The organism is Ferrimonas marina (assembly GCF_900129905.1).
GTDB classification, from domain to species: domain Bacteria; phylum Pseudomonadota; class Gammaproteobacteria; order Enterobacterales; family Shewanellaceae; genus Ferrimonas; species Ferrimonas marina.
The window spans coordinates 1-15,151 of sequence record NZ_FQXG01000002.1 but is presented as its reverse complement, the minus strand read 5'-3'; the positions used below and the strand labels follow the sequence as shown (position 1 = coordinate 15,151).

The window sequence follows — 15,151 nt, the reverse complement described above, 5'->3', positions numbered from 1 at the left end:
CCCAGTAGAGCTTAACCATAAGATATAAAAGTGGTTTTTTCGCTGGCACACCAATTGCATTCTTGGCGCAGTAGTGAGGAGATTTTAGCGATGATGAGTTCAGGTATTAATCCTGCCCAGATGGCGTCCATGTTGGTTCAGGCCGAGCGTGCGTCCAAAGATCAGCTGTACAGCATTCAGAAGGCCCAGTATGAGGCCCAGTTGGCCGCCTACAAGGCGGTCGAAAGCCGTCTGAACAGCTTCAGCTCCAGCATGGGCCGGATTGCCGATGATGACTTCGCCAAGATGGGGGTAACCATCTCCAACGAGGACATCGCCAACATCACCGCCGACTCCAGCGCCGCGGCCGGGGATTACACCTTCCACGTTAAACAGCTGGCCCAGGCCCACCAGATGGCCTTCTCCGCCAGTGAGTTTGATTTCACCGGTAACGGCTCCGATTTCACCATCGACGTCGGTGGCGAGACCATGGTCATCAAGATGGATGAGATCGGCAGCATGGAAGAGCTGCGCGATTACATCAATGACTCCGATGAGAACCCCGGTGTACAGGCAACCCTGGTGCGCACCGACGGCGACGTCAAGCTGGTCTTGACCTCCGATGAAACCGGTGAGGAAAACCAGATGGTGATCGACCGTCCTGGTGACCCGCTGACCGGCCAGGTGCTGTCGGAAGCAAAGAACGCCATCGTTCACATGGGGGATGGTGCCAACCCGCTGGTGATCGAATCCGCCTCCAACACCCTGGACAACGTCATCGATGGCCTCACCATCGAGCTGAAGCAGACCACCCCGGCCAATGAGCCGCTGCGGGTTACCGTCGGCCAGGACAAAGAGGGGATCACCGAGTCGGTGCAGTCCTTCATCGACGAGTACAACCGCCTGATCGACGAGCTGGGTCACTACACCTTTGGCAAGGCGATCGACACCGGCGGTGACGATGACGACGATGACGACGAGGACAAAGACAACTCGGTTCCCAAGCCCGGTGAAGACGAGGTGGGTGTCCTCAACGGCGACCCGGCCCTGCGTGCCCTTTCCCAGAAGATGCGCAACGAACTCTACGGCGAGTCCTCCGACAGCCTGCGCCTGTATGACCTGGGCATCGAGGTGGATCGCAACGGCAAGTTGACCCTGGATGAAGACAAACTGCACTCCGCCCTGGATACCCACGGCTCCAAGGTGCAGGACTTCTTCACCGAAGAGAACGGCCTGTTCGATCGCCTCGACAACACCATGGCGTCACTCATCGACAACGATGGCTACCTGAAAAACCGCCAGGACTCCATGGACAGCAACATCCGCCGGGTGGAAGACCGGGTGGAGCAGCACGATATGCGCATGGAGCAGGCCTACAACCGTTACCTGGCCCAATTTGTTCGAGTTGAACAGCTGACCCTGCAGATGCAGCAGTCCAGCATGTTCTTCTACTAACTCCGAAGCAGCAAAGAGACCAACATGCTTACCGATAACAACCCTTTTGACGCTTACAAGCACACCAATGTGAATGCCCGAGCGGCGGCCGCCAACCAGCACGAGTTGGTGCGGATGCTGCTCGACGGTTTGCTGGAGGAGCTCGCCCGGGCCGAGGGCCACCTCAATGCCAAACGGCTCGAGGAAAAAGGGGCCAGCATCGGTAAGTGCATCGACATCATCCATGGCCTGGACAGTGCGCTGGATCTGGAGCAGGGCGGCGAGGTAGCCAATAACCTGCACCGTCTGTACGAGTACTGCTCCGGCCAGCTGTTTCAAGCCAGCCTGAAGAACGATGCCCAGCTGCTGGGCCCTGTGGTTAAGGTGATCACCGATGTCCGTGAAGGCTGGCAAAACCTTGCCTGAGGCCGGGGCGCAAGCCCGGGCACACCAGTGGCAAAAGCTGGCTAAGGCGATGACCGACGCGGCCCAGGGTAAAGACTGGCCTCGATTGGCACAGCTGGACCTGGCGATGCGCAAGGCATTGGAACAATCCGGTCGTCCCCTGGACGACAGCGAACGACAAGCAAGGCAACAACTGGAACGTGTCCACAACCGCCTGCGCAAGGTGGTGGAAGCCGAACGAGTGAAACTGGAAAGGAAACTGGTGGAGATGCGGGAAACCAAAGAGGGCCTGAGTGCCTACGAGCTGACCGTAGCCAGCGGAGAACGTGGATGATGATAGCAAACCTGCTTGCTCAGCCGAGCAGCCCTGAAGGCTTTGGCGGTCATCGTCAAAGTGCTGAAGGGGCTGAGGGGGCCCGTGGCTTCGGCCAGGTGTTCCAGCCGCCGCTGAGCGAGGAAGAGATGCAGGCCCTGGCCCGGTTGGAGCAGGGTGCCGAAGAGGCGGAAGAGGGCGAGGCCAAGCCCACCGCGGGCCGACTGGCCGAGCTGCAGCGCCTGGCGGACCCGGAACAGCCGGTGCGCGGCCGCGGTGAAGCTGTGGTGCCGGCGACAGAAGCCGGCGCACTGAGCCGCCTGGCCAAAGCCGAGCAAGTGCGAGAGGGACGCCCGGTCGACGGCAGTCAGGCCCTGACCGAACGTCTGCCCACTTCGATGGACGCCCGGAAGCTGGAAGCCCATCCGATGATGGAGGAGCGCAGTGCTCGGGTTGAGCGACCGCTGAACCTGGATCGGGCGCTGATGACGACACTGCCCAAAGCCGGCCAGGCCCCGCTGACCCTGCCCACCAGTCTGACCAGCGCTGCACCACTGGATGTGGCCGTCGCAGAGCTGGCTCCCAATGCCGCCAACCCGGCCAATCAAGCCAGCAATGCTCGCCCCACCATGCAGTGGGCCCCGGTGGCCCTACCGGCCAACAATCAGCACTGGGCCCGTGAACTGATGGCGCCGCTGAGTGACCACCTGCGCTTTCAATCCTTCCAGCAGATAAAGACCGCCGAGCTGCGCCTGGATCCGCCAGACCTGGGCAAGATCGAGCTTAACGTTCGGATGGATGGGGACCGAATGCAGGTGCAGCTCAATGCCGCCAACCCCAGCGTACGCGAGGCCCTGCAGCACAACGCCGAGCGCCTGCGGGAAGACTTGGCCCAACAGCACGGTGGCAGCATCGATGTGGACGTGGGTGAGCACAGCGACCAGCGTGAGCAAGCCGAGGCCCAAGGCCAACAGGTCGCTGCCGCGATGGACGTTGCCCAGACACCAGAACAACAAGAACAACCCTTTGCCATTGATGCACGGGTTTAAGCCAGGAGAACAGCATGAACGCCAATGGCAACCTTCGACCCACTTTCCTTCGCAATAGCCTGGTCCTGATCCTGGCCTGCCTCATCAGCTACTGGGGCGGTACCCAAACCGCCGATTACTGGCAGGAGCAACCGACCCAGGGCCACCTCATGGATCAGGCCAAGTTCCATACCCTGGAGCGCTTCGTTATCAGCGTACCCGGCGACAAGTTCCAGCACTATGTTCAGCTGGAACTGGCGCTGAAGAGCCGCACCTCCAATTTTGATGTGGTGCTGGAGGAGGCCGAACCGCTGGTGCGCAACGCCCTGATGCATCTGTTCTCGAATAAGACCTATGAAGAGCTGTCCCAACTGCGTGACTTGGGTGGGCTGCAGAACGAGGTGAAGCAGGCGCTGAGCCAAACCCTGGCGGCCAACCGCTATACCGCAGAGCTGGACGAGGTGCTGTTCACCCGTCTGGTGGTGCAGTAGGAGCACGCTATGTTGCAATCAGAGCAGGCCTACCAGACATCCGACTCGAGCAAAGCCGCCAGGGCCCACGACGAGTCGCACTATCTGAACCAGTATCTGCCCCTGGTCAAGCGGGCCGTCAATCAGCTGCGCAGTCACTGCGGTGCTGTGATGGCACTGGAGGACATGGAGCAGATCGGGCTGATGGCGCTGCTGGACTCGCTGCGCCGTTACCCCGGCGAGCCGGACAACGGTTTTATCGCTTTCTCCAGCTTGCGGATCCGCGGGGCTATCCTGGATGAGCTGCGCCGGCAGGACTGGCGCCCCCGTCAGCTGCGCCAGCAAACCCATGAGCTTAATGACACCGTTCGTCGTTTGACCCGGGAGCTGGGGCGGGTCCCCACCGACCAGGAGACCGCCGACGCCCTGTCGCTGAGCCTGGAGCAATACCGCGAGCGTCTCTACGCCTCCCAGGCGGAGAGCCTGCAAAGCCTCGACGACATGCTGGGGGCAGGCCACAACTTCGAACACGAAGGCAGTGATGTGGCCAAGTTCACCCAGAAGAAAACCCTGGAGTCTGCCCTGGCTCAGCTCAACAAGCGTGAGCAGATCGTCCTCTCCCTCTATTACCAACACGAACTGAATCTCAAAGAGATCGCTCTCACCCTGGGCCTGACCGAGTCGCGCATCTGCCAGCTGCACAAGCAGGCGGTGAAGCAGCTCAAGGCGGTATACCAGGACTGGGGCCTTGAGCATTAAGGAAGCATCATGATCAAAATACTCGGCCTAGTGGTGGCCATCGCGTCCGTGTTTGGTGGCTATGTCCTGGCGGACGGCAACCTGGCGACCCTGTGGCAACCGGCAGAAGTGGTCATCGTTATCGGTGCAGCCCTGGGTGCCCACGTACTGGGCAACCCGGGCAGCGTGTTGCGCGACACCCTGTCTCAGACCCGTGAGCTGATCGCCCGCGAAAAAGAGGACCCGGAGCTGTATCCGCAGCTGTTTGGCCTGATGAACAGCCTGATGCTGCAGGTGCAGACCCACGGACTCAAGGTTCTGGATGATCACATCGAGAAGCCGTTCGAGAGCTCGCTGTTCTTGACCTACCCGGCGGTGCTGCGTCAGCCGCTGCTGCTGGGCTTCCTGGTGGACAACCTGCGCCTGCAGTCGATGGGCAAGATGACCCCTCACGAGCTGCAGCACCTGATGGAGGAGGAGATCCACCGTCTGCAGGAGGACCGGATGCGTCCCGCCAACTCCCTGCACCGCACCGGTGAGGCCCTGCCTGGCTTCGGCATCCTGGCGGCGGTACTGGGGATCATCATCACCATGGGTGCCATTGACGGCCCGCTGACCATGATCGGTTACCACGTGGCGGCGGCCCTGGTGGGGACCTTTATGGGGGTGTTCTCCTGTTACTGCATCCTGGAGCCGCTCAGCTCCGCCTTGCATCACCAGGTAGACCAGAAGATGGCCCAGCTGCACTGTGCCAAGGCGATCATCGCCGCTCAGTTGGCCGGCAAAACGCCGTTGCTGGCGCTGGATGGCGGTCGCCGCATGATCCAGGAAGAGAACCGTCCCTCCTTCTTTGAGCTTGAGCGTTTCGTCAGTGAGGAGCAGCGCTAATGGCTGGCGAACCCGTTATCATCCAGATCAAGCGCGGGGCCAAGGTACAGCCCAAGGCGGGGGGCGCCTGGAAGGTAGCCTTCGCCGACTTCGCCTTGGCGATGATGGCGCTGTTTCTGGTGTTGTGGTTGGTCCAGGTGGCGGATCAGCAGGAGCGGGCGGCCATCGTCAACGCCCTGCACGGTGAGAACATCCTGGAAGGCAAGGATGGCTCCATCCATGACAGCAGCCGGCCCCACATCATCGATCTGGAAGGCTCCACCGTGCTGGTCGACTCGGTTTCACCCTCCCGCGGCACCGGCAGTGGCCATGCCGGCCCGGCCACCGTTAACCACATCCCACGAGGTGAGCGTGGCGCGGCGGCAGGGCAGGGGGATTACCTCGATAGCCTGGTGCCCGGCTCGTTCCAGAGCCAGGCCCAATTGGCGGTGCTCGGTGAGCTGGTGGAAGACGCCATCGCCGGCGCCGATCTGGCGGACAACGTCACCATCGAGGTGGTGCCCCAGGGGCTGAAGATCCTGATCCGCGACAACCTCAAGCAGTTCATGTTTGCCCGTGGCAGTGCGCGCATGACCCCCTACTTTGAGGATCTGCTGCTGGCCCTGGCCCCGGTACTGTCGCGGGTGGAAAACCCGCTGATGGTCTCCGGCCACACCGACTCCACCACCTTCCGCAGTCAAAACACCACCAACTGGGAGCTTTCCAGCCAACGTGCGCTGGAAGCACGACGGGCGCTACAGTATGGTGGCGTCGGTTTAGGCCAGTTTATTCAAGTAGTTGGAATGGCGGATCAGGTCCCGCTGGTGACCGATGATCCGCGCTCCTCCGCTAACCGACGCATCGAGTTGATGGTGCTGACCGAAGCGGCCCAGCAGGAGCTGCGTAACCTGTTCGGCAGCCAAACCGGGCAGGCGGTGCCGGAAGCGGCAGAGGCCGCTCAGCGCAATCAACCCAGAGGACGTTACCTGGGCGACGAGTAATGATGTTTGAAGAACAACAAGACGACAACCGGCGGGAACACACCCGCTTCACCTTGAGGGATGACCCGGAAACCCCACTGACCCTGGCGTGTGACGGGGTATCAGTGCGGATCTCCAAGCGAGGATTCTGGCGCGATAAGGAGATCGCCCTGGCTTCCCTTAAGGACGTCAGCAAGGGGGGCGCGGGCTTTATCACCGCATCCCAGTTGCCATTGAATGAAACCTTAATTCTTGAGCTGAATGGCTTTCGTATCGATTGCGAGGTACTGCGCGAACAGCCCATCCAAGGGGCACTGCGCTTTTACGGGGTACGCTGGCGTTACGAAGACACCGCCCAACTGGTGGCGCTGTTTGCCGAGATCAGTCGCCTGAAAGGAGCTTAGCAGGACGCACTATGACCGACTTTACTCGACACGGACCCGACCGGCTGCAGAAGTACTTTCTCTACCTTATCGTCATCGATTGGGTGTTGCTGGCCCTGGGATGGTATTTTCTGGAGCGATTAAGCTTCAGCTACGGCATAGTGGTATGCGTCATGCTGCTGCTTTACAACGCGCTGCTGGTAAAGCTCTGCTTTTTCCGAGCCCGCCGGGCCTCCGATGGTTACCTGCTTTATCCAGTCACCTTTGCCTGTGTCATGGCCGGTGTGCTGTTTGGCTTCCAGGTCTTTTTTCGCTAGCCACGGCTAACGGCTTAACAACGCCTCCCTCGGGAGGCGTTTTTTGTTGCCTGGGGGCCTGCGTCTTGAGCTGGGTCAGTTTCAAAAAGGCAAAAAAAAACCCGCCGAAATTCAGCGGGTCAGATTGAATCTAATCAACAATCTAAGAAGGAAGTTAAGCAAAAGAACCAGGGAACGCGTCGGGATTGCTCATGACCCGCCGCGTCGGAATTCACTGATGCTGGGCATCCGTTGCTCCGAAAACAGGTGCTATTCTAGGAACCTGCCCGGCTTGTCTCAACCGAGAAAAATTCTGAAGTAGGATTAGAAAAACTTATCCTTGCACGGCGTTGTGGCTATTCTGGCTTGCTGGCGAATAATAGCTCTAGGTTGTTCGCTGGCGCGGGGTGTAGGGCAGTCATGGTGATTTTGCGCCATTGTTACATTCCGTTTGCACAATAAGTAATCTTTTTTTGTATTGAGAAATGCTGTACGGAGTGTCTTGTCCCATCCGGTCCCTTCGCTTGCGTCTGCGGTGGCCCGCTGGGTAAAGTGCTGTCAACCTATTCAACATCCATAGGGAGACGTGGATGAAACGCAGTACCCTCGCGCTGTTCGGCGCTGCTTCAATTGCTCTTATCGGCTGTCAAAGCACCTCAATATCGACCCCACCCCCGCCGCCGGCCAGCAAGGTGGTGCCCTTGGTGGAGCAGATCCACGGTGAGGCGGTGTCCGATCCCTACCGTTACCTGGAACAGCTCGACAGCAGCGAAACCCAAGCCTGGGTGGCAGCCCAACAGGCCTATGGCGACAACTACCTGGCCCAGATCCCCAACCGTGAGGTGGTGACCGAGCGGATCACCGAACTGTGGAACTACGAGCGGGTCAGTGCGCCGTTCCAGCGCGGCGATCGCACCTTCTACTATGCCAACGACGGTCTGCAGAGCCAGTCGGTGCTTTACGTGGAAGAGGAGGGGCAGGCTGCCCGGGTACTGCTGGATCCCAACACCCTGTCCGAGGACGGCACCGTGGCGCTGAGCGGGGCGGTGGTCAGCCCGGATGGCAACTGGCTGGCCTACGGCACCTCACAATCCGGCTCTGATTGGCAGCAGTGGCAGTTTCTGAACGTGGCCAATGGCGCACTGCTGCCGGAGCGGCTCGAGTGGGTCAAGTTCTCCCGCGCCGAGTGGGCCGAAGACAGCAGCGGCGTCTGGTACGCCCGCTACGATGAGCCCACTGGTGAGAACAAGATGGAAGCGGTGAACTACTACCACAAGCTTTACTTCCATCAACTGGATACACCGCAAAGCAAAGATACCCTGGTGTACGAACGTCCCGATCAGAAAGAGTGGGGCTTTGGCGCCAAGCTGGCCGACGACGGTAAGCTGCTGTTGATCACCATCTCCCAGGGCACCGACCGACGCAACCGGGTAGCGATGAAGGATCTGACCAGCGGCGACACCCGCATGCTGATTGCGGATCTCTACGCCTCCTTCAATTACCTGGGCAGCGAGGGGGACTGGCTGCTGTTTGAAACCGACGCCGATGCCCCCCGCGGCCGCATCGTGGCGATCCACAAAGACAAGCCGGAGCCGAGCCAATGGCGTGAGATCATTCCGCAGCAGGCGGAGCCCATCGACCAGGTCAAGATCGTCAATAACCGCCTGGTGATGGTGAAGCTCAAAGACGTCCTGGCGGATGTAAGCGTCTACTCACTGCAAGGCCAACTGGAACACAACCTGGTGTTGCCCGGGGCAGGGCGGGTGATTGGCCTTCAGGGCCGACGCACCGACAGCACCCTGTTCTTCGATTTCAACTCTTACATCCAGCCTACCGCGGTCTATCGCTACGACTTCGACCGCAACCAGGTTACCCCTCATCGTTTGCCCGAGGTGGCGTTCAACCCGGCGGACTACGTCTCCGAGCAGGTGTTCTACACCAGTAAGGACGGTACCCGGGTTCCGATGATGATCTCCTACAAAAAGGGGCTGAAGCTGGACGGCAACAATCCGACTCTCCTGTACGCCTACGGTGGCTTCAACATCTCCCTGACCCCGCGCTTCTCGCCGGCCAACATCGCCTGGATGGATCTGGGCGGGATCTACGCCGTGCCCAACCTGCGTGGCGGCGGTGAGTACGGCCAGGCCTGGCACTATGGCGGGCGCCTGGAGCAGAAGCAGAACGTGTTTGACGATTACTACGCGGCGGCGGAGTACCTGATCGACAACAACTACACCCGGCCGGAGAAGATGGGCGCCTATGGCCGCTCCAACGGTGGTTTGCTGATGGGCGCGGCGCTGACTCAGCGCCCGGAGCTGTTCGCCGCGGTGCTGCCGGCGGTAGGGGTACTGGACATGTTGCGCTACCAGAAGTTCACCATTGGCTGGGCCTGGGTACCGGAGTACGGCAGTGCCGATAACCCGGAGCAGTTCCCCTACCTGCTGGCCTACTCGCCTTACCATAACCTGACTGAGCGGGCCTTCCCCGCCACCATGGTGATGACCGCCGATCACGATGACCGGGTGGTGCCCTCCCACAGCTTCAAATTTACCGCCGCAATGCAGGCGGTGCAGCAGGGTGACAAACCGGTGATCGCACGGATCGAATCCAAGGCCGGTCATGGCGCCGGAAAACCGACGGCGATGCGGATTGCCGAGTACCGGGACATCTTTGCTTTCCTGATGGCGAGCTTTGATGAGCCGCTGCCAAAGCAGCTTTGACCCGAAATGAAGAAAGCGGCCAACGGGCCGCTTTTTTAACATTTGATGGTCAAGTGAGCAGTTGCCTGCCCGAGGGCGTTCCGGGTGGCGATTAATTGGCCAAAAACGTAAGAGAAAGCCCCTCCCCAGACGGGAAACCCTCCGGTATAGTAGCTAAACAACGAATTTACCAAGTTTACTGCTTGTGGGAACTCCGACGTTTCAGTGGCCAGTGCGTGTCTATTACTCCGACACGGATGCCGGCGGTGTGGTCTACCACGCCAATTATTTGAACTTTTTCGAACATGCACGTACTGAAATGTTGCGAAAAGCGGGTTTCGAGCAGGACACCCTGTTAGCCCAGGACCTGGTTTTTGTGGTGCGCCACATGAGCCTGGATTTTGTCCGTCCGGCCCGATTCAACCAATCGTTGGTGGTGGTCACTGAGCTGGTGAAAGCCGGTGCAGCGACCCTGCTGTTTCAGCAGCGATTGCAGGACGCTGATGGCGACATCTACTGCCAGGCCGATGTGAAGATCGGTTGCATCAGTGCTCAGCACTTCCAACCCACCCGGATCCCACAAGCCATCAAGCAGGAGTTAGCGCGTGTCGGCTGAGATCTCTTTTATTGGACTGTTTTTGGAAGCCAGCTTATTGGTCAAGCTGGTGATGATTTTCTTGATGGTGCTGTCGGTGGCCGCCTGGACGGTGATCTTCCAGCGTCAAAAGGCGTTGAAGCAGGCCCAACAGCAAGCCCAGCGCTTTGAAGACAAGTTCTGGTCCGGCGTTGACCTTAATCGCCTGTATCAGGAGCTGTCCGCCCGCGGCGATCGTAATACCGGCCTGGAGCTGATGTTCACCAATGGTTTCCGTGAGTACGTTCGCCTCAGCAAGTCTTCCCGCAGCGCCGATGCGGTGATGGACGGCAGCTACCGCGCCATGCGCGTGGCCCTGTCCCGCGAGGTGGACAAGCTGGAGCAACACCTGCCGATGCTGGCCTCCATCGGTTCCACCAGCCCCTACATCGGCCTGTTCGGCACCGTGTGGGGGATCATGAACTCCTTTATCGCCCTGGGCAGCGTGCAGCACGCCACCTTGAACATGGTGGCCCCCGGTATCGCAGAGGCGTTGATCGCCACCGCCATGGGCCTGTTTGCCGCCATCCCCGCGGTGATCTTCTACAACCGCTTCTCCACCCGGGTAGAGAAGCTGGAGAACAGCTACGCCAACTTTATGGATGAGTTCTCCTCCATCCTGCACCGCCAGGCCCATAGCCAGGAGAACGGTCAGTGATGCAAACCTATCAGCGCAAGCGGCGCCGCAAGGTCGCGGAGATCAACGTCGTACCCTACATCGACGTGATGCTGGTGCTGCTGATCATCTTTATGGCCACCGCTCCCCTGGTTACCCAGGGGGTCAAGGTCGACCTGCCCCAGGCTGCCTCCGAGCCGCTCGATGCCGAATCCAAGCCGCCGCTGGTGGCCTCGGTCAACGTCGAGGGCCAGTACTTCCTGGATAACGGTTCGGTGGATGAGAACAGCCCGCTACAGCTGGATGAGATCCAGGCCCTGGTGGCGGCGGAGCTGACGGTGAACCCGGACCGCCCGGTGGTGGTCAACGGCGATCGCCTGGTGCCCTACGACACCATCATTCAGCTGATGGTCAGCCTGCAGCGGGCCGGTGCCCCCTCGGTGGGTCTGATGACGGAGCCGGGGGAGTAACGGATGAAGCAACCCTTAGCGGTGCCACTGACGGTATCCATCGTGCTGCACGCCGGCCTGCTGGGCCTGCTGGCAGTGTCGGTGGACTTCAGTGCCCAGAAGCCGCCGCAGCCCCAGGCCAGTGCCCCGGTGGTGCAAGCCTCCATGGTGGACCAGGCCGAGGTGCAGCAGCACGTCGAGCGGATCCGCGCGGCCGAAGCGGCCAAGCAGGAGCAGGAGCGTCAGCGCCAGGCCGAGCGTGAGCGTCAGGCCCGTGAGGCTGAGCGCAAGCGTCAGCAGGAGCAGGAGCAGATCCGCAAGCTGGAAGAGCAGCGTAAGGCCCGCCAGGCCGAAGCCCTGCGTGCCGAGGAGGCCGCCAAGGCAGCGCGACTCAAGCAGCAACAGGAAGAAGCCCAGGCCAAGGCCGCCGCTGAGCAGCGTCGCCAGGAAGAGGCGGCGCGCCAGGCGGCAGAAGAGAAGCGCCGGGCCGAAGAGGAAGCGGCCCGCAAGGCGGAAGCCGAGCGCAAGCGCAAGGAGGAAGAGCGCAAACGTCGTGAGGCGGAGGAGGCCGCGCGCAAGCAGGCTGAGGAAGAGCTTGCGGCACTGATGGCGGCGGAGCAGGCGGAGCTGAGCCAGGCCCGTCAGCAACAGGTGCTGTCTGAGGTGGATCGCTACTCGGTACTGATCCAACAGGCCATCCGACGCAACCTGCGCACCGATCCCAACATGCGCGGCAAGGAGTGCCGGATACGGCTCACCCTGGCCCCGGACGGTTTCGTTATCAACCAGCGGGTGGTGAGTGGCGATCCCCAGGTGTGCCGGGCTACCGAGGCGGCCATCAACGCCGCCGGCAATCTGCCGGTCTCCCAGGAGCCGGACGTGTATCAACAGATGAAAGATTTGACCATCACTTTTATACCGGATGTGTAAGGACATGAGAAACAACTGGATTCGCAGAACCCTTCAGGGTGCTCTGGCCCTCGTGCTGTTGGCGTCCATGCCAGCTCGAGCGACCTTGGAGATCGTCATTACCGAAGGGATCAATGCCGCCCGTCCGGTGGCGGTGGTGCCCTTTGGCTGGGAAGGCCCCGGTGCATTACCCAGCCAGATCGCTGACGTGGTCACTTCCGACCTGCGTCGCTCCGGTGCCTTCAACCCGCTGGCCTTGTCAGACTTGCCCCAGCGAGCCCTGAGCAACGAAACCGAGATGGACCTGGAGGCCTGGATCGCCACCGGCGTTGAAGCGGTGGTGGTGGGCAGCATCAAGCCGGCCCCCAACGATCGCTACGAGGTCAGCTTTGAACTGGTGGATCTGCTGCGGGCTCAGGCCTCCAGCGAAGACGCCGATGGCCCGTTCATCAACAAGGACTACATCATTGAGGGGCGTACCTCGGTGATCCCCGCATCCCAGTTCCGTCGCTTTGGCCACCGTATCTCCGATCTGGTGTACGAGGCGCTGACCGGCACCAAAGGCGCCTTTTTGACCAAGATCGCCTACGTCACCGTGGATGAGAAGGACGCGCCGTTTAAGTTCCAGCTGCGTGTTGCCGACTATGACGGGTACAACGAGACAGTCCTGCTGCGCTCCCGCGAACCGCTGATGTCCCCTTCCTGGTCACCGGACGGTCGCAAGCTGGCCTATGTCTCGTTCGAGAATCGACGCTCGGAAATCTACATTCAGGATCTCTATACCCAGCAGCGTGAACGCGTCACTGACTTCCCCGGCATCAACGGCTCGCCGAAGTGGTCACCGGACGGCACCAAGCTGGCAATGACCCTGAGTAAGGATGGCAGTACCGAGGTGTACGTGATGGACTTGGCGACCCGTAATCTGGAGCGCGTCACCAATCACTACGCCATCGATACCGAACCGAGCTGGGCCCCGGATGGCAAATCACTGGTGTTCACCTCGGAGCGGGGTGGACGCCCACAGATCTACCGTGTCTACCTGGACAGCAAGCGCATTCAGCGCCTGACCTTCCAGGGAGAGTGGAACCTGGGTGGCTCCATCACACCGGATGGACGCTACCTGGTGATGGTGAACCGCACCAACGGGCGCTACAACATCGCCCGGATGGAGCTGAGCACCGGCCACATCGACGTGTTGACCGAAACCTACCTGGACGAGTCTCCCAGCGTCGCTCCCAACGGCACAATGATCATTTACGGTACCAGCCACAACGGCAGCCAAGTGTTGGCAGCCGTGTCGGTGGACGGGCGCTTTAAGGCCCGACTGCCGATGGACGTGGGCAATGTGAAAGCCCCGGCCTGGTCACCTTTTCTTTAACCGAACGATTTAAACCAACAATAAAGGATGTTTCCCAATGAAACTGAAGCAACTTGCTAAAGGATTGATGTTCGCCATTCCGGCCCTGGCCCTGACCGCCTGTTCCTCTACCTCCAGCGTGGATGCGGACGCGGAAGCCCTGAACAACCAAACTGCTCAAGAGCAGCAGGGTGGCCCGCAGGTGGGCGGCCTGGAGCAGGTGCAATCTCCTGAAGAGATGCAGCGCCAGAAGTACGCTGAGCTGCGTAAAGAGCACATCCTGTACTTCGACTTTGACCGCAGCGACATCCGTCCTGAGTTTGGTGAGATGCTGGAAGCCCACGCGGCCTTCCTGGTAGAAAACCCGCGCACCCAGGTGGTGATCGAAGGTCACGCCGACGAGCGTGGTACCCCGGAATACAACATCGCCCTGAGCGAGCGTCGTGGCAAAGCGGTACAGCGTTACCTGCAGAGCCTGGGTGTTCTGTCCAGCCAGATGGAAGTGGTACCCTACGGCGAAGAGAAGCTGCTGGACACCGCAGCCAATGAAGCCGCCCACGCCAAAAACCGTCGCGCGGTTCTGGTTTACTAATCGGAAAAACGCACCATGAAAAGAGCCGTTATTGTTGCGGCACTTCTCAGCTGGGGGGCGCAGTCTATGGCTGCGCCCGCTCCCGTTGTAGAGGTGACACGCGCCACTGCCAGCAACAGTGGGGACATCAACTCCCGGGTTGATCGTCTTGAGCAGTTGCTGCGCGCCAACAGTCAATCGCAGTTGCGCCTGGAACAGATCGTCGACCAGATGCAGCGCGAGATCGGTCAACTGCGTGGTCAAAGCGAAAGCCAGAGCTACCAGTTGGAGCAGATGCTGCAGCGCCAGCGTCAGCTGTACCAGGAGATCAACAAGCTGCAAAGCAGCGCTCGGGCACCGGCAGCGGCGGCCCCGGCAACTGCCAGTCGCAGCGTGGGCTCCCTGTCTGAAGCCGACAGCTATCAGATGGCCCTCAACCTGGCCACCAAAGAGCGCCGTTTTGACGACGCCATTCCCGCCTTCCGCTCCTTCATCGAGCAGTATCCGCAGTCCAGCTATACTCCAAATGCGTATTACTGGCTGGGCCAGCTGCTCTACAACAAAGGGGAACTGGGCGAGGCTGCTCAGATGTTTGCCACCGTCAGCAACGACTATCCCAAGTCGGGCAAACGGGCCGATTCCATCCTCAAGCAGGGCTTGATCGCCGACCGCCAGGGTGACAAGACCGCGGCAAAGCGGTTTTTTACCGAGGTTGTTGATCAATATGCCGGTAGCAGTGCTGCCAAGATGGCCCAGAAGCACCTGAATTAATTGGGGCTAAGGGCTTATTTGTTCGAGGGAAATTGCGTTTTTTGACCGTTTAGGCGCTTTTGTGCGCAGGCGGTCTTAATATTTCAATTTCCGGTTGCAAGGCAAAACGAACTTGGTATTATAGCCGCCCGTCGACAGGGGAGGCCGTCAAGGCTGACACTGGAGGCGTACAGAGTGGGTCGTTAGCTCAGTTGGTAGAGCAGTTGGCTTTTAACCAATTGGTCGAAGGTTCGAATCCTTCACGACCCACCA

At 60.3% G+C, this 15,151-nt stretch carries 18 protein-coding genes and 1 tRNA gene; all 19 read left to right on the top strand.

The genetic code is table 11. The annotated features are described in order from the left end of the window. Positions 1-90: 90 nt before the first annotated feature. The 19 genes from fliD to BUC04_RS03645 all read left to right on the top strand — a co-directional run bounded on the left by fliD (position 91) and on the right by BUC04_RS03645 (position 15,151). Entirely contained in the window at positions 91-1,434 is a 1,344-nt protein-coding gene (gene fliD, locus BUC04_RS03735) for a flagellar filament capping protein FliD (protein WP_067658128.1), read from the top strand. Between the two features lie 24 nt (positions 1,435-1,458). Next, positions 1,459-1,839: a flagellar export chaperone FliS gene (gene fliS, locus BUC04_RS03730; protein ID WP_067658131.1), complete on the top strand. Its 381-nt coding sequence runs from the start codon at positions 1,459-1,461 to the stop codon at positions 1,837-1,839. Continuing rightward, positions 1,808-2,152, top strand: a complete 345-nt coding sequence (locus tag BUC04_RS03725; RefSeq protein WP_067658134.1) for a hypothetical protein — start codon at positions 1,808-1,810, stop codon at positions 2,150-2,152. Before fliS ends, BUC04_RS03725 begins: the two co-directional genes overlap by 32 nt. Next, positions 2,149-3,180: a flagellar hook-length control protein FliK gene (locus BUC04_RS03720; protein ID WP_067658137.1), complete on the top strand. Its 1,032-nt coding sequence runs from the start codon at positions 2,149-2,151 to the stop codon at positions 3,178-3,180. The genes BUC04_RS03725 and BUC04_RS03720 overlap by 4 nt, the downstream gene beginning before the upstream one ends. Before the next feature lie 14 nt (positions 3,181-3,194). Beyond that, positions 3,195-3,650: a flagellar basal body-associated FliL family protein gene (locus tag BUC04_RS03715; protein WP_067658140.1), complete on the top strand. Its 456-nt coding sequence runs from the start codon at positions 3,195-3,197 to the stop codon at positions 3,648-3,650. A 9-nt stretch (positions 3,651-3,659) separates the two neighbouring features. Further along, positions 3,660-4,388, top strand: a complete 729-nt coding sequence (locus tag BUC04_RS03710) for an RNA polymerase sigma factor FliA (RefSeq protein WP_067658143.1) — start codon at positions 3,660-3,662, stop codon at positions 4,386-4,388. Positions 4,389-4,397: 9 nt separating this feature from the next. Continuing rightward, on the top strand, positions 4,398-5,255 hold the full coding sequence (motA, locus tag BUC04_RS03705) for a flagellar motor stator protein MotA (protein WP_067658146.1): 858 nt from the start codon (positions 4,398-4,400) through the stop codon (positions 5,253-5,255). Further along, positions 5,255-6,235 carry a flagellar motor protein MotB gene (locus BUC04_RS03700; protein WP_067658149.1) on the top strand — a complete coding sequence of 327 codons (981 nt, stop codon included), beginning with the start codon at positions 5,255-5,257 and terminating at the stop codon, positions 6,233-6,235. Before motA ends, BUC04_RS03700 begins: the two co-directional genes overlap by 1 nt. After that, complete coding sequence (locus tag BUC04_RS03695) at positions 6,235-6,618, top strand: PilZ domain-containing protein (protein WP_067658152.1); 384 nt, start codon at positions 6,235-6,237, stop codon at positions 6,616-6,618. Before BUC04_RS03700 ends, BUC04_RS03695 begins: the two co-directional genes overlap by 1 nt. 11 nt (positions 6,619-6,629) lie before the next feature. Further along, positions 6,630-6,914, top strand: a complete 285-nt coding sequence (locus tag BUC04_RS03690; protein WP_067658155.1) for a hypothetical protein — start codon at positions 6,630-6,632, stop codon at positions 6,912-6,914. A 569-nt stretch (positions 6,915-7,483) separates the two neighbouring features. Further along, positions 7,484-9,613 carry a prolyl oligopeptidase family serine peptidase gene (locus BUC04_RS03685; protein WP_067658158.1) on the top strand — a complete coding sequence of 710 codons (2,130 nt, stop codon included), beginning with the start codon at positions 7,484-7,486 and terminating at the stop codon, positions 9,611-9,613. A 184-nt stretch (positions 9,614-9,797) separates the two neighbouring features. Continuing rightward, on the top strand, positions 9,798-10,208 hold the full coding sequence (gene ybgC / locus BUC04_RS03680; protein WP_067658161.1) for a tol-pal system-associated acyl-CoA thioesterase: 411 nt from the start codon (positions 9,798-9,800) through the stop codon (positions 10,206-10,208). Next, entirely contained in the window at positions 10,198-10,884 is a 687-nt protein-coding gene (tolQ, locus tag BUC04_RS03675; RefSeq protein ID WP_067658164.1) for a protein TolQ, read from the top strand. The genes ybgC and tolQ overlap by 11 nt, the downstream gene beginning before the upstream one ends. After that, positions 10,884-11,312, top strand: a complete 429-nt coding sequence (gene tolR, locus BUC04_RS03670; protein WP_067658167.1) for a protein TolR — start codon at positions 10,884-10,886, stop codon at positions 11,310-11,312. The genes tolQ and tolR overlap by 1 nt, the downstream gene beginning before the upstream one ends. 3 nt (positions 11,313-11,315) lie before the next feature. Further along, positions 11,316-12,221: a cell envelope integrity protein TolA gene (tolA, locus tag BUC04_RS03665; RefSeq protein ID WP_067658170.1), complete on the top strand. Its 906-nt coding sequence runs from the start codon at positions 11,316-11,318 to the stop codon at positions 12,219-12,221. A gap of 4 nt (positions 12,222-12,225) precedes the next feature. Next, positions 12,226-13,578: a Tol-Pal system beta propeller repeat protein TolB gene (tolB, locus tag BUC04_RS03660; RefSeq protein ID WP_067658173.1), complete on the top strand. Its 1,353-nt coding sequence runs from the start codon at positions 12,226-12,228 to the stop codon at positions 13,576-13,578. Between the two features lie 37 nt (positions 13,579-13,615). Continuing rightward, complete coding sequence (gene pal / locus BUC04_RS03655) at positions 13,616-14,149, top strand: peptidoglycan-associated lipoprotein Pal (RefSeq protein WP_067658176.1); 534 nt, start codon at positions 13,616-13,618, stop codon at positions 14,147-14,149. A gap of 66 nt (positions 14,150-14,215) precedes the next feature. After that, on the top strand, positions 14,216-14,899 hold the full coding sequence (ybgF, locus tag BUC04_RS03650; RefSeq protein ID WP_234977327.1) for a tol-pal system protein YbgF: 684 nt from the start codon (positions 14,216-14,218) through the stop codon (positions 14,897-14,899). Between the two features lie 176 nt (positions 14,900-15,075). Further along, positions 15,076-15,151, top strand: a tRNA-Lys gene (locus BUC04_RS03645).